Raw genomic sequence first — 18,050 nt, 5'->3', positions numbered from 1 at the left:
TGGGCTCTCATCCTGCGCCGGATGAAAGGTCGATGCCCTGGAATCGGCGCGCTCATCCGCATCATGATGCGCACAACGTTGGCGTCTCTGCGCGTGACGGTGTCCGGCTTTCAGCCGGGCTCGGCACCGAACCCCAGATCGCGCAGGGACGCCTGATCGTCGTACCGGCCCTTGGTCGTGCGCTTCGGCAGCTTGACCTTGTCGTGCTTCACGCGACTGAACGGAATCGAATTCAGGATATGTGAAATGCAATTGAGGCGTGCGCTCTTCTTGTCGTCGGAGTGGACGACGTGCCACGGCGCATGCATCGAATGCGTGGCCTTGAGCATCTGGTCGCGCGCCCGCGAATAGTCATACCATCGCCGGTACGATTCGAGGTCCATCGGGCTCAGCTTCCACTGCCGCAACGGATCGTCGATCCGGGCCATGAAGCGGCGCTCCTGCTCCCTCATGCCAACCTCGAGCCACAGCTTGATGAGAATGATGCCGCCGTCGGTGATGTACTTCTCCACTGCGGGGCAGAGCGCGAGAAACCGGTCGTGCTCCGTGGACGTGCAGAAGCCCATGACGTACTCCACGCCGGCGCGGTTATACCAGCTGCGGTCGAAGATCACGATCTCGCCGGCGGCGGGAAAGTGCTCGATGTAACGTTGCATGAACAGCTGCGTCTTCTCCCGGTCCGATGGGGCCGGAAGCGCGACGACCCGAAACACCCGCGGACTGACACGCTCCGTGATCGCCTTGATGGCACCGCCCTTGCCGGCGGCGTCGCGGCCCTCGAACACGATGATGACGCGCAGCCCCTTGAGCTTGATCCAATCCTGCAGATAGCACAGCTCGATCTGAAGCTTGCGCAGCGCCGTTTCATAGGCCTTCCGCTTCATCTTCGTCGGCGCCTGGATGTCCGTCTGCCGTCTTGCCATCGCCATCTCTCCGAAAATTGTCGCCGGACCTGTCTTCCTTTCGTCGCGACGCGTCGGGCCTTTCAGCTTCCGAAAATGACGCGGCGGAAACGACTGAGAGCGAATACGAAATAGACGCTGCCGATCAGGAGCATCGCCACCAGCGGCTGCCACACCAGGGAAAGATCGGCGCCCCGAAACAGAACCGCCTGCCCGAAAGCGACGAAATGAGGCGTCGGGCTGACCGTCTGCACCAGGTATTGCAGCCAGACCGGCATGCTCTCCATGGGCGTGCTGCTGCCGGACAACAGCTGCGTGACCATCAGGACCGGCATCGCGAGCAGACCGAACTGTCCCATCGTGGTCGCGAGCGTGCCGAGCAGGATGCCCAGCGCCGCAACCACCAGCGCGTATTCCGCCGCGCCGAGCAGAAACAGCAACCGCGACCCCGCGATCGGCGAGCCGATCCACCAATGGACCACGAACTGCAGCGACAGCATCGCGGCGACCAGGATGACGAGACCGTTGGCGAGCATCTTGGCGAGCATGATCTCGGCCGGCACCACCGGCATCACGAGAAGATGCTCCACCGTGCCCTGCTCGCGTTCGCGAATGAGTGCGGCGCCGGTGAGAATGACCGTAAGCAGCGTGATCTGATTGATCACCTGGGTCATGGCCGAGAACCACGAGGTGATGAGATTGGGGTTGAAATCGGTCCGTACGACGAGATTGATCGGCGCCGACTTCGCGCCCGGACGCCCTGAGAGAAAGCTCCGGATCTCGTTGCTGATCGCGGTCTTGAGGTAGTTGGCGCCGTTGCCGGCCTGCGCCACCACCGTGGCGTCGATGTTGATCTGCAGCGACGTCTTGTGCTGCGCCCGAAGATCCGCCTCGAAGTTCGGGGGGATCTCGACCACGAAGAGGAGGTCACCATGATTCATCTTGGCGTCGATCTCGGTGGCGCGGATCTGGACCGCGGGCTGGAAGGTCGGCGGCAGCAACGCCTCGGCGATCTGGCGCGAAAGCGAGGAGCCGTCCTCGTCGACGATGCCGACCGACATGTGAGTGGCATCGGTCACGGCGCCGGTCGCGACCGTGTTCACCGAGATGCTGAAGGCGTAGACCACGAGCACCAGCATGGTCGGGTCGGCGCGGATGCTGCGAAGCTCCTTCACCACCAGCCTGAGGGTGTTGACGACATGATCGACGAGCGTTAGCGGCTTGGCTTTGACGAGGGGCGAGGCTGGCGTGTCGGAGGATGCGGCCATATCACGCCTCCTGCTTGCGAAGGAACAGCAGCGACAGCAGCAGGAACGCGACCGCGATGACGGTGATGGCGACGATATCGGGCCACAGATCCGCCATGCCGAGATCTTTCGCGAACACGCCGACCGCGATCGGCTGGTACCATGCGGAAGGAAAGGTAAGGCCCATCAGCTTGGCCGTTCCCGACAACGACGACACCGGGGCGAGCAGGCCGGACAGGTTGACGGCCGGCACCATCGACAGGATCGCGGTGGCGAACACCGCCGCGACCTGCGTCTGCGTGAATGACGACACCAGCTGCCCAAATCCGGTGGTCGCGATCACATAGATGACCGTGCTGAGCAGCAGGACGAGGAGCGGCCCCTTCGGCGGCACGTCGAAGACGAACACCGCCAGCAACATCAGCGCGACGAAGCTCACGAGCGAGATCGCCACGTAGGGAAGCTGCTTGCCGAGCAGGAATTCGAGCCGCGTGATGGGCGTCGAGCGGAAATTGGCGATCGAACCGGTCTCCTTCTCGCGCACCACGGCGATCGCCGACATGATCGCCGGGATCAGGCACAGCAGCAGCATCAGGACGCCCGGCACCATGGCGTTGACGCTGAGGAACGCCTGATTGTAGCGGAAGCGCAATTCGATGTTGTCATCGCTCCAGGCCGTGGTCTTGGCCGCGCGTCTGGAGGTCAGCTCATCCCCTTCCTTGCGGATGACGCCGTTGACGTAGTTCACCGCGGTCTGGCCGCGGAACGTCATGGCGCCGTCGATGCGGGCGTCGACTTCGGGTTGCCGCTTGTTCAAGAGGTCGCGGCCGAACCCCGCGGGCACTTCGACCACGATTTGCGTGTTGCCGCTGCGCAGGCGCTGGTCGGCCTCCTGGGCAGATCGGATCGGCGGCTGAACCGAGAAATAGCGCGAGCCGTTGAAGCCGTCGAGCAACTGCCGGCTCTGCGGCGTGTCGTCCTGGTCGAACGCCGCCATCTGCAGGTTTTCGATGTCGAAGGAAATGCCGTAGCCGAACGCCAGCATGAGCAGGACCGGACCCAGCACCGCGAACGCAAGGCGGATCGGATCGCGCAGCAATTCCAGCGTCTCACGCCGCGCATAGGCCCAGAGCCGGCCGGGATTGAAGGCGTGCATCGGCGTCGCCGGGCCAGCCGCCGCCGCCGTCGCGCCCTGCTGCGGAGGCTCGACCTTCTTGGAACGGTCGATCCCTGCGGCATCGGCGAGGTAGCCGATGAAGGCGTCCTCGATCGAGCTGCTGCCTCGCGCGGCAACCAGCTCCTTCGGCGTGCCGACCGCCAACACCTTGCCTGCATGCATCAGCGAGATGCGGTCGCAGCGCTCGGCCTCATTCGAGAAATGCGTCGACAGGAAGATCGTCACGCCGTCATCGCGCGAGAGATCGATCAGCGTCCGCCAGAAGGCGTCGCGCGCGATCGGATCGACGCCCGAGGTCGGCTCGTCCAGAATGAGCAGCGGCGGTTCGTGCAGCACGGCGACGGCGAGCTGCAACCGCTGCTTCAGGCCGAGCGGCAGGCTCTCGGGCCTGCTATCGGCGACGCCGCGAAGATCATAGCGCTCCAGCAGCAGCGCGATCCGAGCCGCGGCCTTGTCAGCCGGCAGACGGTAGAGTTGCGCGTGCAGTTCGAGATTCTGCCGGACGGTGAGCTCACCGTAGAGCGAGAACGCCTGCGACATGTAGCCGACATTACGCCGCATCTCCATGTCGTTGGCGCCCATCGGGCTGCCGAACAGCGTCGCGCGGCCTTCCGATGCCGGCAACAGGCCGGTCAGCATCTTCATCGTCGTCGACTTGCCGCACCCGTTCGAGCCGAGGAAGCCGAAGATCTCGCCGCGGCCGATGCGGAAGTCGACATGATCGACCGCGACGAAGTCGCCGAACCGCCGCGTCAGTCCTTCGGCCTCGATCGCCGGGGTCTCGTCCAGCGGCGCGACGCGCGGACGCACCACGACCTTCTCGTATCCGACGCGCTTGGCTTCCGGCAGCAGGCGGATGAAGGCGTCGTCGAGGCTGCTCTCGCCGGCCCTGGCGAGCAGCTGCTGCGGAGTGTCTTCGGCGATGATCCTGCCGTCGTCCATCGCCACCAGCCAATCGAAGCCCTGCGCCTCGTCCATATACGCGGTCGCCACGACGACGCTCATCTGCGGTCGCCGCCCGCGGATGGTGTTGATGAGATCCCAGAACTGGCCCCGGGACAGCGGATCGACGCCGGTGGTCGGCTCATCGAGAATGAGCAGATCGGGATCGTTGACCAGCGCGCAGCAGAGGCTGAGCTTCTGCTTCATGCCCCCTGACAGCTTGCCGGCGGGACGCGCCTCGAAGGGGCTCATTCCGGTGGCGCCGAGCAGTTCGGTGATGCGCGCCCGCCGCTCAGGCTCGCTTTGTCCGAACAGGCGTCCGAAGAAGTCGATATTCTCGAACACGCTGAGGGTGGGGTAGAGATTGCGACCGAGCCCCTGCGGCATATAGGCGATGCGTTGCCGTATGCTGGTCAGATGCCGTTGGTCGGCCATGTCGCCGCCGAACACCGAGACTGCGCCGGACTGGATCCTGCGCACGCCGGAAATGAGGGCCAGCAGGGTCGATTTGCCGACGCCGTCAGGGCCGATGAGTCCGACCATCGCGCGCTGGGGGATCGCGACGGTGATGTCATTCACCGCGATCGTGGCGCCGTATCGGTGCGATACGTTCACGAGTCTGGCGACGGCCTCGGTCATTTGGGCCGCGAGACCTGAAGATCTGCCGGCCAGGGCGTCTCGCTATCCGTGCGCACGATGCCCATGCCGCGCACACCGGTCTTCACCTTGCTGATATGCTCCAGCAGCATCTTCGGATCGATCTTCAGCTTGACGCGGAACATCAGCTTTTCGCGCTCGTCCTTGGTCTCGACGGTTTTCGGCGTGAACTGCGCGTCGGCGGCAACGAAGCTCACCGTCGCGGGAATCACGAACTGTGGAGCGGCGTCCAGGATGATGCGGGCTTCGCCTCCCAACTCGAGTTTGGCGGCCGCGTCGGCCGGCAGGAAGATCGTCATATAGACGTCGGTCAGATCGAGGACGGTGAGGACCGGGGCGCCGGCGGCGACCATTTCACCGCTGCGCAAGAGCAGATACTGCACCCGTCCGATCCGCGGAGAGACGAGCACAAGGTCCTGCAGTATCGACTGGATACGTTCGACCTCGGCTTGCGCCTTGCGGATGGCAGACAGCGCCTGGTCCCGTTGCGCGAGCATCGCCTTGAGCGATGCGTCCGCCGATTCATAGTTGCGACGGCGCTGATCCAGGTCCTTCTGGGTGATGGCGCCGGTCTTGATCAATTCGCCGCCGCGGTCGAACTCGGTCTTGGCATAGTCCAGCGAACTCTGGCGCGAAGCGATCTCCGCCTCGGCCTGGGTCAAGGTCTGCTTGGCCCGGTCAACGTCGGATAGCGCCGCCTTCAGCTGGGCCTCGACTTCCGGAGACGAAACACGCCCGACGACCTGCCCCGCCTTGACGCTGGAGCCTTCCTCGACGGTGACATCGGCCAGCCGCCCCGCGTATTTGGCAGAGACATCGACCTGGGTCGCCTCGATGCGTCCGTTGGTCTGCACGATGCCGGCCGGCATCTTCTTGCCGCGGAGCCGTGCGATCATGTTGCGTACCGGCTGGGGGCGCGCTGCGGCAGAGGCGAACCAGTCAACTCCCGAACAGCAGGTCGTAGATGGTGCAAGCGATAGGACCGCGGCGCTCACGAAAGCCGCCAACAGCGTGCCGCATAGACGAGAACGCATTATGAGCCTCTTCCGAATGCGAAAACCTTCTCACGAAACGAGGTCGAATATCGCTGGCCGATACGATCCGGCCGAAAATCCAATTGTTGAAACTATGGAAGCTATTGATCCCGGCGTTGTTGCGCTGGATCAAAACCGGACCGGTCTGGCAGTCGCTCCGGCCGACGCACGCGCAGATGTTGGCGCCGGATCAGCCGGCGTCCAAGTTCCTCATTGCGATAGAGACTGAGCTGAGGCGTGCTACTTCCTGCCGCCCTTCCCGCCATGGGCGTGGCTGTGGCCATGCTCATGCGCGTGGCCGTGCCCGTGAGGATGAGAATGCGAAGCCTCGATCGGCATCATCGCGACATGGCCGTGGCGCACGCCGCGCTCGGCGATGACGTGATCGGCGAAGGCCTTCACTTCGGTGCTCTTGCCTTTCAGCACCGTCACTTCGAGGCAGCTCTCGTGATCGATATGCACGTGCAAGGTCGCCTGGGCGAGGCCGGAGTGATCGTGCGCCTCCTGCGTCAGCCGCTTCGGCAGTTCGCGCGCCGCGTGATCATAGACATAGCTCAAGGTGGCGATGCAGTTGCGGCTGTCGCTGCTCTCGGTGTTGGCGCGCTCCAGCCCACCGCGCAACAGGTCGCGGAACGCTTCCGACCGGTTGGCATAGCCACGCTGCGCCATGAAGTCGTCGACTTCGGCCAAGAGGTCGTGGTCGATCGTGATCGTCAGGCGTTGCATGCATCGTCTCCCGGGCGCACTGAAGCGCGTTTTCCACCCGCCTGAGTATGATCTTTCCACGTTGACATCATACCAGCGTCACCTTAGCGTTGTTTAACATTCGACAAGCGGGCGATCCAAGCGACCTCGCCGCAGGCCAGTCAAACGTCTGCGGCGAATGACGATGCATGCCCGCATCGGACGGTGGGGCTCGGTTACGGAATGCGTTTGCGTGGGATGGGGGCCGGTCTGCTGGCATTGTCAATCGCCCAGCAGGTCGGAGTGGCATGTGCACAAACGGCGACGGTGCCAACGGCCGACAAGCCGTCAGCCGCTGCAGCCACGCTGCCGGCGGTGAATGTCGAGGCGCCTGCGCACAGTGCCAGGCCGAAACCCCAGATCAAGCGCGAGGCGCGGCGACTGCAATCCAGCGGCACCCGCAGCACCGCGGCGACGGCACCCACGCCGCAGCCGACGGCCGGCGGTCCCTCCGGTGCGCCCAACGTCGCTTCAGGCCCTACCCCTGTGCAGAGCATGGCGAGCGAGGTGGTGATCTCAGGCGAGGAGATCAATGCGCGCCCTGTGTCGCGGCCGGGCGAAGTGCTGGAAGCCGTGCCCGGACTGATCGTGACCCAGCATTCCGGCGAAGGCAAAGCCAATCAGTATTTTTTGCGCGGCTATAATCTGGACCATGGCACCGACCTCGCCCTCTATGTCGACGACGTGCCGGTCAACATGCGCACCCACGCGCACGGCCAGGGCTATGCCGACCTCAATTGGCTGATGCCGGAGACGATCGGCCGGATCGACGTGCGCAAGGGCCCCTATTACGCCGACGAGGGCGATTTCGCGTCCGCCGGCAGCGTGCATATCGGCCTGATCGACAGCGTGCCGAAGGCGATCGCGCAGGTCACGGCCGGCAGCTTCGACTATCGCCGCTTCTTCGGCATGGATTCGACCAAGGTCGGCAACGGCAATCTTCTGATCGCGGGCGAAGCGGCGCATTACGACGGGCCGTGGACGACGCCCGACGACATGCAGAAGCTCAACAGCCTGGTGCGCTACACCCAGGGCACGGCGACCGATGGCCTCTCGATCACCGGCATGGCCTATGCCAACCGCTGGACCTCGACCGACCAGGTGCCGGAACGTGCGATCACCTCTGGCCTGCTCGGCCGCTACGATTCGGGAGACCCGACCGACGGCGGCAAGACCAACCGCTTCGCGCTGTCGACCCGCATGGCAGGGACCGACGATGCTGGCTCGTGGAAGGCGAACGCCTACGCCGTGAAGAGCCAGCTCGATCTCTACAACAACTTCACCTACTATCTTCGCGATCAGCAGGCCGGCGACCAGTTCCACCAGCACGACGACCGGCTCATGCTCGGCGCCAACGCCTCGCGCACGCTCGACGGCAGCCTCAATGGATTGCCGATGCAGACCACATTCGGCGTACAGACGCGTTACGACGATATCGCGCTCGCCCTCAGCTACACGGCCCAGCGCGCGTTCCTCTCGAACGTCCGCAGCGACAAGGTCGGCGAAGGCTCGATCGGGATCTATGTCGAGAACACGGTCAAATGGACCGATTGGCTGCGCACCACTGTCGGTTATCGCGGCGACGCCTACCAGGCACACGTCTATTCGCTGTTCAACGGCAACAACACCGGGAATGCCGGCGCCGGGATCGGCAGCCCGAAATTCCGCATGACCATCGGACCCTTCAACAAGACCGAGTTCTTCGTCGGTGCAGGCTATGGCATGCATAGCAACGACGCGCGCGGCGCCACCACGACCGAGGATCCGGCCGATCCGACCAACAAGCTCGCCTCCTCGCCGCTGCTGGTCCGCACCAAGGGCGCGGAGGTCGGCGTCCGCACACGGGTCATCCCGGGGCTCGATTCGTCGCTGAGCCTGTTCATGCTCGACCAGGATTCCGAGATCCTGTTCTCGGGCGATGCCGGAGATACCGAGGCCAGCCGGCCGAGCCGGCGCTATGGCTTCGAGCTCACCAACCATTACCGCCCGGCCTCCTGGATCGATGTCGACGCCGATCTCGCCATGACCCATGCCCGGTTCGTCGGTTATGACAGCGCGCAGGCTGCGACCTATGCTTCGCTCGCCGGTTACCCGGAAGCCCAGCTCGGCAACGCGCCCGGCAACTACATCCCGAACGCGCCGGCGATGGTGGCTTCCGCCGGCATCACGCTCGGCGAGAAGACCGGCTGGTTCGGCACCTTGCGCTGGCGCTATCTCGGCTCCACGCCGCTGACCGAGGACAATTACTTCCGCTCGACCGCGACCAGCATCTTCAACGGCCGCATCGGCTTTCGCGACGCCAATGGCTGGCGCATCCAGCTCGACGTGCTGAATCTGTTGAACAGCAAGGCCAACCAGATCTCCTACGGTTACGGCTCGCTGCTCCCGACCGACCAGCTCTACAAGGCCTGCTACGGGGCGCCGACGAGCACTGTGCCCACAGCGGTGTGCCAGAACGGGGTCATGGACCGGGTGCTGCATCCGGTCGAGCCGCTGGCGTTTCGGGTGACCGTGGCGGGGACGTTTTGAAGCGTGCTACTCTGCACCTCGCCCCTCAACCTGACGCAGCCCATGTCCGACCGCACATCACATTGGCAGAACGTCTACACCACAAAGGCCGAGACCGACGTCAGCTGGTATCAGGATGACCCTGCGACATCGCTGCGCCTGATCCACGATGCGAACGCGACGCCGGCTTCGCGTATCATCGATATCGGGGGTGGCGCTTCGCGGCTGGTCGACGCGCTGCTCGCCGCCGGGTTCCGCGCAGTGACAGTGCTCGACATTTCCGCCGCGGCGCTCGAGGTGGCGCGGGCGCGGATCGGCGAGCGCGCCGCGGAGGTGGACTGGATCGCGGCCGACGTCACCACATGGACGCCGCAGCGGCAGTACGACATCTGGCACGACCGCGCGGCGTTTCATTTTCTCACCGAGGAGCGCGATCGCCGCGCCTATATCGAGAACCTGCGCCGAGCGGTGATGCCTGGCGGACAGATCGTCATCGGCACCTTTGCACTTGATGGTCCGGAGAAATGCAGCGGGCTTCCGGTGCAGCGCTATGACGCTGCCAGTCTCGCCGGCACGCTCGGGCCGGCTTTCGAGCTGCTCGACAGCTGCAGCGAGGCACATCACACGCCATGGGGCGCGGTCCAGCAGTTCCAGTTCAGCCGCTTTCGGCTGAAGTAAGCTCGCAGCAAAAGACGCCGTTCCTCACGCGGTACGCCACATCAGGTCCGCATCATCCAGCTCGGCAACGTCGACGAATTCGGCGCCAGCCTCGTCGCAGGCGGGCGATGCGCGCGAAGGAATCGGACGCCGCGGTGTTCGCTCCAGGCGCACGGCGTCGGCCACGATCCGACGCGCGGCCCTCATGGTCCTGCACAGCAAGACGGCGCCCTCCTCGCTGCCGACCGCGAAGCCCGAGCCCAGCGCCTCGATGCGATACACTGCCATATGCGCCTCCAACCCCCGGCAACACGATCCCGCGCGCCTTGTTCCTGGCGACTGTGGCAGGTCTAGTGTCGGCCAAAGGCGGACCTCTGATCTGGTAAACGAGTGGTTAGCAGGCTCGCCGAACCGCAGCGCTCTGCCTCAAACCAGGACGTCGTGCGGGTGGGATCGCGCCTGTGCGACAGCGGCTCAATCCTCGCGGCTCATTCGTCCCGGAATTCGTCTTCCTCGTTGATCCTCTCCCGCTTCGAGCGCGCCTCCTTGCGGCTCGAGATGGAGCTCGTGAGATCGGGATCGCGCACCCCATAGCCAAAGCGGCGCTGCTGGGCGCGCGCGGCGACCACTTCGCCCGAGATCGCTGCAGGCTCGCAAATCAGACGGCGGCTGGCACGGCGCATCAGATCGACATGGATGTGATCGTAATGATAGACGTTCGATCCCGGCGCGAGCACGGTGGTGAATTCCCGGCAGGCGCCGCCCTGCACATCGCGCAGAAAGCCCTGCTCCTCCGGCAAGCCATGCCAGCCGTCCTTCACCGTGATCCGCCGGCCGTCGGCGAGCGTGAACGCGGCGATGTCGAGCGCATTGCCGAAGGCATGCTCGGAGATATGGGCGTGCGAATTGCCGTTCATGCCACGGCAGGAATAGGCAGAGATCTGCTTGATCTCGACGACGCGATTGCCGAACCAGCGCATCGCCGCCGGCTGCACCGTCTCGGCAATCCAGCGGTCGAGCACCGAGACGATCGGGCACGCCAAGGTCGCGGTCGGCTTCACCGCGACGGGTCCGACCGCCGCGACAGGATCGCCGCGCGATGGCCCGAGCCGGGGCGGCGCATCGGACTGCTGGCCATAGGGCCGCAGCGGCGCGGCCGCAGACGGCGGATAGGATCCGCCCGGCGTGCCTTCCGGCGGCAAATTGATGTCGTCCTCACCGGGCGCCGTGCCGGGCGGGTTGAGCGACAGCGGGCCGCTCGGCGCCGCGTAAGAGGGTTGCCGCACTGTGTCGGCTGGATAGGCGGCCGGCGGTTGATAGGACGACTGCGGATATGACGACTGCTGCGGATAAGGCGGCCGCGCGGGATAGGGCTGCGGCGCCGGATAGGACGACGGCGAATAGGTCGGCGGCGGCGAGCTCTGTTGCTGATTGATCGGCCAGCGCGGCTGATTGCCGATCGGAGCCGGCGGACGCAAATCCTCGTCGGCAAAGCCGTATGAGCTCGCGCTGTCGCCGAGCGCGGCCACCTTCAGCGGATAGTCCGCGCCACAAATCCCGGGCCCGGAGATCGGCTCGATGCGCACGATCTCGGCGCTTTCCTTCACCGCACCGGATTTCAGGCAGGCGATCTCGGCCTCGGCACGCCACGGTTCGCGCTCCTGGAAAAATCCACGGCCGCAACCCGCAAGCGTGACAAGGACGATGGAGCCGACGAGATACAAACGAACTCCGCGCGTCATACGCAGAGATTTGCGGCAATTTGCTTAAGGACTTGTCAATGCCGTGCATTGATACCGCGTGCCCCGCACAGCGACGGAAGTGGCAATGCGGCTGTCCTTTTTGCCGCCTCTGATCCGCTATGATCCGGTGCTCGCAGAGTTGATCGCGAAAACGGAGCCATTCCGATGACCGTAGCCGGTCGGCTGAGCATGGTCGCCGCCTATTTCGCGTTTGCATTCGTCGCCGCCATCGTGCTCGGCCTGCTCTGAACAAGAAAACTTGATCTGTTTCAGCTTCGCAGAGCTGCTGTGACGCCCGTCACAGAGCATGCTCCTGCGGGCGCCTAGGGTCGGCTTGTCGATGCCGCCGAGGAGCCCTCCATGAAATCCGTCTGTATTGCCGCTGTGCTCGTGCTGGCCAGCCAGGCCGCTCATGCCGGCAGTTCGATCGCCTTCGATGTTGACGGCCACACGATCCGCGTCACCGCGCCGCGCAACTGTCAGTCACTGTCCTGCCTGCAGATTTCCGGAATCGATCTGCAGGGCCTGACATCCGGCGGCAGGAGCGCCGATGACGACGATGCGCCGCGCACGACTCCTGCCTCTGCACCGAGCGCAGCGGCCACGCTTACCGCTCCGGCCGCTCCGATGAATCCACCGGCCACCGCCCCTGCTCCGGCGACGCCCGCGCCGGTCGCAGCGACTGCGGTCCCTCCGGCCGTTACGCCCGCGACGGCCGCCTCGACATCGGCCCCGGTCGCAACCAGCACCGCGGCACCTGTCGCGCCCGCGGTCACCGCGCCGGCTGCTTCAGCCGCCGCGCTTTCGCCTGGGCAGAACTCTCCGACCGGCCTATGGGCGACCGAGGACAACAAAGGCAATGTGCGGATCGAGCCCTGCGGCGCCAATCTCTGCGGCTTCGCCGAGAAGAGCGGCGAGAAGGTTCTCATCAACATGAAGCCAAAGGAGAACAAATGGGTCGGCCGCATCCATGATCCCGACGGCGGCGGCAATTACGACTCGACCATCGCGCTGAAGGGGCCGAATACGCTGAGGGTCCAGGGCTGCGCGTTCGGCGGCCTGTTCTGCGGCGGCCAGACCTGGAAGCGCATCAGCTAAGCGATCTTCGCCATTAGGAGAAGGCGCCGGACTGCCGGGCCTTTCGCATTCATCACGCATTCAGCCATGTGCCGCTGAAATCCGCGCGAGTCTCCCTTCACCTCCTCCCGCGGACTTGATCGTGATCGTTTTTCGGCTTGCCTTCGCAACCTGGCTGGTCGCCGCCGTGCTGATCGGCGCCCCCGCTGGTGCGGCCCCGTCGCTGCCACCGGCGGCAAGCGCGACAGCACCGGGCGGCACGCAGATCGCACAGGCGCAGCCGGCACAACAGCCGGTGACGCCGCCATCCGCTGATAGCGCGGCAGCGCCCGCCATCTCCGAGCCGATCGGCAATGTCGCCGCGCTCACCGGCACCGTCACGGTGATCCGCAACAAGGATTCGCGGCCACTCAAGCTGCGCGACGACATCTTCCTCAACGACGTCGTGCAGACCTCGGCCTCCTCCTCGCTCGGCATCACCTTCGACGATGGCACCACGTTTCACCTGTCGGCCAATGCCAAGATCGCGATCGACAACTACGTCTATAAGGACGGCGGCAAGCAGAATAGCGCCGTATTCAATATCGGCCGCGGCACGGTCGCCTTCGTCGCCGCCGCGGTGGCGAGGACCGGCGACATGAAGATCGACACACCGACCGCAACGCTCGGCATTCGCGGCACCACCGGCGTGGTCGACGTGCCCAAAACCATCTCGGCCGCAAGCGGGGCCGCTAACAACGTCGCGATCAAGCTCTATCCGGACGCGGATGGACGCGTCGGGCACATCGAGGTGAACGACCGTAACGGCGCACGGCTGGGCGCGCTGACGACGGCGGCGAGCGGCTTCTCGATCCGGCCTGGCGCGGCCGGCGCGCGCTTTGCCGCTGTGCCGATGGTGATCGCCGCGCGCGAGATCCAGCGCGACCAAGGCATCGTACGGCAGGTGCATACGACGCAAAGCGTCGGCCGCCAGATCGTGACCGAACAGCGCGCCTTCCGCAGAGCCAATCCCGGCCTCGCGCCGAACCGCAACGCGCCGCAAGCACCGCAGCGGCCGACTCCAACGCCCGGCCAGAACAACAACCGTCCGGGTGGACAGCCGCCCGTCGCGCCGAACAGCCGACAGGGCCAGCCGCAGCAGAAGCAGCTGCCGCAGCCCGATCGCCGCGGCGGCCGGCTGGATCATCCACAAGGCGGGCAGCATCAGCAGCCAGCTCAACCGCAACCGCCGACGCTGCCGGGCCGGCAGGGCCAGCGTCAGCCGCAGCAGCCAAATCCAAATGATGTGGCACGCCCGGCCGCGACCACCTTGCCTCCGCCTCCTGCGCAAGTGCGGCCCGGGGCCGCGCAACGGCTCGCACCGCGGCTGCAGCGGCCGGCTTTGCCACCGCGGCCGGCACAACAGCGCCGGCGTCCGGCGCCGAAGGACGGCCGTCAGCTGGAGCCGCGATGAGACTGCAGGACCGGAGCATCCGATCTCGGCCGCGCCGGTTCGAATTTTCGGATCAAGCGACCTTTGCCGGTCGGTCGGCTGCCGCAACGGGTGCAGCCACGCGCAACGGCAGGGACAGCCGGACCCGCAATCCCCTCGGCTCGTTCGGCATCAGCGCGATGCTGCCGTCGTGCTTCTTCAGGATCTCGTGCGCGATCGAGAGGCCCAGGCCGAAGCCGCTGCCACTGGCGGAGCGCGCCTGATCGAGCTTGACGAACGGCTCCAGCGCCCGCGCCTGCAACGCCGGCGGAATGCCCGGGCCGTCATCGGCGACCTCGATCGCAATCACGCCATCAGCCGACGCGGCCAGACTGACGACGACTTCGGTCCCGTGTTTCACGGCGTTCTCGACCACATTGGTCACCGCGCGCGCCAGCGCCCGCGGCCGGCATTCACAGACCAGCCGATCCGGTCCGCCATAGGATACGGCATGGCCGACGTCGGAGAAGTCGCAGCAGATCGTTTCGAGCAGGCTTGATAGCTCGATCCGCGACAGCTGCTCGGCCTTGGAATCGTCGCGCAGGTAATCGAGCGTCTCGTCCAGCATGCGGCTGACCTGATCGATGTCGCGTAACATCGCGTTGCGCAGCTCGAGCTGAGCGATGCGTTCGGAGCGCAGCCGGAGCCGGGTCAGCGGCGTGCGCAGATCGTGGCTGATCGCAGCCAGCATCCGCGTCCGATCGTCCAGCAGGGCGCGGATGCGCGCCCGCATCTCGTTCAGGGCCTCGCTGACCTGCACGATCTCGCGCGGCCCGCGGTCGGTGAGGCGCACATGCGCATCCGGCGAACGGCCGAAGGCTGCGGCCGCGCCGGCCACCGCCGACAACGGCTGGATGATCGCCCGCGCCACATAGATCGAGAGCAACAGCGCCATCAACACGGTGATGATCAGAGCCCCCACCGTGGGCTTCAGGAGCAGCGGCCAGATGCGCGGGCGGGGAATGTCCTCGAACACCAGCGCCCGCTCCGCGTCGACCTGGACGACGACCTGCGTCGGCGGTCCGTCGGCATAGCGCACGCCGCTGAGGACGCCGATGTCACGCTGCGCGGCAAGCTGGCGCCGCGCCAGCTGCGAGGTCCAGGGTCCTTGCTTATCGCCGCGCCCGACCGGCGTGAGCGCGGCCAACGGCGCGAGCGAGACGTTGATCCCGGAGGCGCGCGCCCCCGAGAGCACGCTCTCGACGGCACCCGCATCCTTCGCCGCCCGAATGAAATGGGTAATGTCGGCGACGCGGACGATGCCATAGGCCGGCGATTCCTGCTCGTCCGGCGGATCGAAGATCAGCATCACCGCCGCGATCACCAGCGCCACGCCGAGCAGCACCGACAGCGAGGCGAGCGCGACGATCTGGGTGGTGATGCCGAACGGCAATCGCAACCGTTTAAATTCCATCATCGATCGTCTCGACTCGTGGCGTGAAGACATAACCGCCCAGTCGGACGGTCTTGATCATGGTCCAGCTCTTCGCGCCCGGCTCCATCTTCTGCCGGATGCGGCTGATATGCACGTCGATGCTGCGCTCGACCGGCCCGGCCTGGCCGCCATGCGCCAGCTCGATCAGCTGCTCGCGCGACATCACCCGCCCGGCATTGCGACAAAACGCGAGCAGGATGTCGAACTCCGCGCTGGTCAGCGTGATCTTGACGCCGTCGGGGTCCACCAGCGAGCGCGCCACCGGCTCGATGCGCCAGCCGTCGAACGACATCGGCGGCAAGCGGCGTGCGCCTGCCGCGCCGGGATAGCCCTGGGCGCGGCGCAGCAGCGCGCGAATGCGCGCCACCAGCTCACGCGGATTGAATGGCTTGACGACATAGTCGTCGGCACCGAGCTCGAGCCCGAGGATGCGGTCGATGTCCTCGCCCTTGGCGGTGACCATGATGATCGGAACGCGCGAGGTCTGGCGCAATCGCCGACAAATGCTCATGCCGTCCTCGTCGGGCAGCATCAGGTCGAGCATGATGAGATCGACCGGCTCCCGCTGCAGGACGTCGCTCATCGCAGCGGCGGAAGTGACGAAGCGTGGCGAGAAACCGTGATCCTGCAGCACCTCGGTCAGAAGGCTGGCGATCTCCCGATCGTCCTCCACGCAGAGGATGCGCGCACTGCCCGGCAGGGCCACATCCGCAGCAGCCGCGGTCGCGTTATGTGACGACATCATGGGCGTAACATGGTCGATTTCCGTCGCAAAGAATAGTGCGAAGCCCAGCCAAACATGGCGAAAACAAGTTGAATTGTTAACGCGGAAACATTTCTTGACACCTCTTAATCCAGCGCAATCGGCACTGCGCCTATCGTGCGGCCTCATCGAACCGATCACAGGGATGTCTTCGCAGCAAGGCTGATTGGCCGGCGCGGCCATCTTCGAAAAGCGCAGCAAAATTGTCGAACGTGAAGGCTCCTCTCCTCCTGTTGTGTTTCGCCACCCTGCCGCTCGCCGGCTGCGCCGTTGGTCCCGATTATGTAACGCCTGCGCTCACGCTGCCGACCGCCTGGAGCGGCGATCGCCACACGCGGCCGAAACCGGCGGCGCTGGCGCGTTGGTGGCGCAATCTGAAGGACCCGTTGCTGGACGACCTGATCGCGGAAGCCGTCAACGGCAATCTCGATGTCGCTGCGGCGAAGGCCCGCATCCGCGAGGCGCGCGCGACGCGGCAGCAAGCCGTGGGCGCGCTGTTTCCGACCATCACGGGCTCCGGCTCTGCGACCGAGAACCGCACGGCAGCGAGTTCGACCGGCGGCTTCGACGTCAGTCCGGCGACTTATGGCCAATACCAGGCCGGCTTCGATGCGAGCTGGGAGCTCGATCTGTTCGGCGCCAACCGTCGCGCCGTCGAAGCGGCAACGTACGGCGTCGATGCCGCCGACGACGATCTGCGCGCGACGCTGCTCACCTTGGTCGGCGACGTCGCGTCCTATTACATCGACGCGCGCGGCTATCAGGCCCGCGCGGCGCTTGCGCGCCGGACCGCCGCCTCGCAGCGGCAAACCGCGGCGCTGACCGAGCGCAAGCTCGCCGCCGGCTCGGCCTCCGCGGTCGACAGCGAGAAGGCCAACGCGCTCGCCGCCAGCACCGAAGCTACGATCCCGACCTATGAGGCCTCCTATCAGCAGCAGGTGCATCGGCTCGGCGTACTGCTCGGGCGCGACCCGACCGCGCTCGCGGCGTCGCTCGCCAAAACCGCGCCGATCCCCGCGCCAACCCTGCCGCTGCCGAAGGGCATCCCCGCCGACGTGCTGACGCTGCGCCCCGACGTGCGCAAGGCCGAGCGCCAGCTCGCGCAATACACCGCCAAGATCGGCCAGGCCGAGGCCGCGCTCTATCCCGATGTCAGCCTGAGCGGCTCGGTCTCCACCACGGCGCTGAAGCTCGGCGACCTCGGCAAGACGTCGACCATCGGCTGGTCGATCGGGCCGAGCGTGAGCGTTCCTATTTTCAACGGCGGCAAGCTGCAGGCCGCGGTCGAGATCGCGCAAGCCCAGCGCGATGAGTATCACGTCGCCTGGCGCAGCGCGGTGTTGAGCGCCCTCGAAGACGTCGAGAACGCGATCGTGAATCTGAGCCAGGAACGGCGGCGCATTGTAAGCCTCGCCGATTCGGCCAAGCGCTATGGCGAGGCGGCGCGATTGTCCCGCGCGCTCTACGAGACCGGATCGAACACCTTTCTCGACGTGCTCGATGCCGAGCGCTCGCAATTCTCCGCCGAAGACAGCCTGCTCGCCAGCCGCGCCAACGTCGCGAAGTATTATGTCGCGCTCGCCAAGGCGCTTGGCGGCGGCTGGGACGGTGAGATCGACGTCCGCAAGCCGGAGGTCGTCGATGTCGGCACCGGCCCGCATCTGAGTCAGAGCCGCTGATGAGCCGCTGTGAGA

The 18,050-nt window shown here is 65.7% G+C and carries 14 protein-coding genes; 5 read left to right on the top strand and 9 right to left on the bottom strand.

Features of this window, described 5'->3' with window-relative positions:
• Window positions 1-110: 110 nt before the first annotated feature.
• From ppk2 to nikR, 5 genes are all read right to left on the bottom strand, one after another.
• Window positions 111-923, bottom strand: a complete 813-nt coding sequence (gene ppk2 / locus QX071_RS10070) for a polyphosphate kinase 2 (protein ID WP_315700971.1) — start codon at window positions 921-923, stop codon at window positions 111-113.
• Window positions 924-985: 62 nt separating this feature from the next.
• Window positions 986-2,170, bottom strand: a complete 1,185-nt coding sequence (locus QX071_RS10065; protein WP_315700972.1) for an ABC transporter permease — start codon at window positions 2,168-2,170, stop codon at window positions 986-988.
• Between the two features lies 1 nt (window position 2,171).
• On the bottom strand, window positions 2,172-4,907 hold the full coding sequence (gene rbbA, locus QX071_RS10060) for a ribosome-associated ATPase/putative transporter RbbA (RefSeq protein WP_315700973.1): 2,736 nt from the start codon (window positions 4,905-4,907) through the stop codon (window positions 2,172-2,174).
• Window positions 4,904-5,821, bottom strand: coding sequence for an HlyD family secretion protein (locus QX071_RS10055; RefSeq protein ID WP_315700974.1), 918 nt, complete (start codon window positions 5,819-5,821; stop codon window positions 4,904-4,906). The genes rbbA and QX071_RS10055 overlap by 4 nt, the downstream gene beginning before the upstream one ends.
• 378 nt (window positions 5,822-6,199) lie before the next feature.
• Complete coding sequence (gene nikR / locus QX071_RS10050; RefSeq protein ID WP_315700975.1) at window positions 6,200-6,685, bottom strand: nickel-responsive transcriptional regulator NikR; 486 nt, start codon at window positions 6,683-6,685, stop codon at window positions 6,200-6,202.
• A 201-nt stretch (window positions 6,686-6,886) separates the two neighbouring features.
• On the opposite strand from nikR, the gene QX071_RS10045 reads away from it, so the two are divergent.
• Both QX071_RS10045 and QX071_RS10040 read left to right on the top strand, forming a co-directional pair.
• Window positions 6,887-9,232 carry a TonB-dependent receptor gene (locus tag QX071_RS10045; RefSeq protein WP_315700976.1) on the top strand — a complete coding sequence of 782 codons (2,346 nt, stop codon included), beginning with the start codon at window positions 6,887-6,889 and terminating at the stop codon, window positions 9,230-9,232.
• 42 nt (window positions 9,233-9,274) lie between these two features.
• Window positions 9,275-9,889: a class I SAM-dependent methyltransferase gene (locus QX071_RS10040; RefSeq protein ID WP_315700977.1), complete on the top strand. Its 615-nt coding sequence runs from the start codon at window positions 9,275-9,277 to the stop codon at window positions 9,887-9,889.
• A gap of 24 nt (window positions 9,890-9,913) precedes the next feature.
• Here QX071_RS10040 and QX071_RS10035 read toward each other — a convergent pair whose 3' ends face one another.
• Together QX071_RS10035 and QX071_RS10030 are read right to left on the bottom strand one after the other, a co-directional pair.
• The gene (locus tag QX071_RS10035; RefSeq protein ID WP_315700978.1) at window positions 9,914-10,156 is read right to left on the bottom strand and encodes a hypothetical protein; all 243 of its coding nucleotides are present in this window, start codon (window positions 10,154-10,156) and stop codon (window positions 9,914-9,916) included.
• Between the two features lie 200 nt (window positions 10,157-10,356).
• Window positions 10,357-11,610, bottom strand: a complete 1,254-nt coding sequence (locus tag QX071_RS10030; RefSeq protein ID WP_315700979.1) for an extensin family protein — start codon at window positions 11,608-11,610, stop codon at window positions 10,357-10,359.
• A gap of 360 nt (window positions 11,611-11,970) precedes the next feature.
• Between QX071_RS10030 and QX071_RS10025 the strand changes: the two genes are divergently transcribed.
• Together QX071_RS10025 and QX071_RS10020 are read left to right on the top strand one after the other, a co-directional pair.
• Window positions 11,971-12,708, top strand: coding sequence for a DUF2147 domain-containing protein (locus QX071_RS10025; protein ID WP_315700980.1), 738 nt, complete (start codon window positions 11,971-11,973; stop codon window positions 12,706-12,708).
• A gap of 121 nt (window positions 12,709-12,829) precedes the next feature.
• A complete protein-coding gene (locus tag QX071_RS10020; protein ID WP_409977738.1) occupies window positions 12,830-14,140 on the top strand; it encodes a FecR domain-containing protein in 1,311 nt (436 codons plus the stop codon).
• A 52-nt stretch (window positions 14,141-14,192) separates the two neighbouring features.
• Here the strand turns inward: QX071_RS10020 and QX071_RS10015 are convergent, their stop codons facing one another.
• Window positions 14,193-15,575: an ATP-binding protein gene (locus QX071_RS10015; RefSeq protein ID WP_315700981.1), complete on the bottom strand. Its 1,383-nt coding sequence runs from the start codon at window positions 15,573-15,575 to the stop codon at window positions 14,193-14,195.
• A complete protein-coding gene (locus QX071_RS10010; protein WP_315700982.1) occupies window positions 15,562-16,338 on the bottom strand; it encodes a response regulator transcription factor in 777 nt (258 codons plus the stop codon). The genes QX071_RS10015 and QX071_RS10010 overlap by 14 nt, the downstream gene beginning before the upstream one ends.
• Before the next feature lie 230 nt (window positions 16,339-16,568).
• Here QX071_RS10010 and QX071_RS10005 point away from each other — a divergent pair, with 230 nt between their 5' ends.
• Window positions 16,569-18,035 (top strand): efflux transporter outer membrane subunit, encoded by a 1,467-nt coding sequence (locus QX071_RS10005; protein WP_315700983.1) that lies wholly within the window; start codon window positions 16,569-16,571, stop codon window positions 18,033-18,035.
• Window positions 18,036-18,050 lie beyond the last annotated feature (15 nt).

This window comes from Bradyrhizobium sp. SZCCHNS1022 (genome assembly GCF_032484835.1).
Taxonomy (GTDB): Bacteria; Pseudomonadota; Alphaproteobacteria; order Rhizobiales; family Xanthobacteraceae; genus Bradyrhizobium.
Note: the sequence above shows the minus strand (reverse complement) of the source record. Positions and strands in the feature narration are given on the sequence as shown.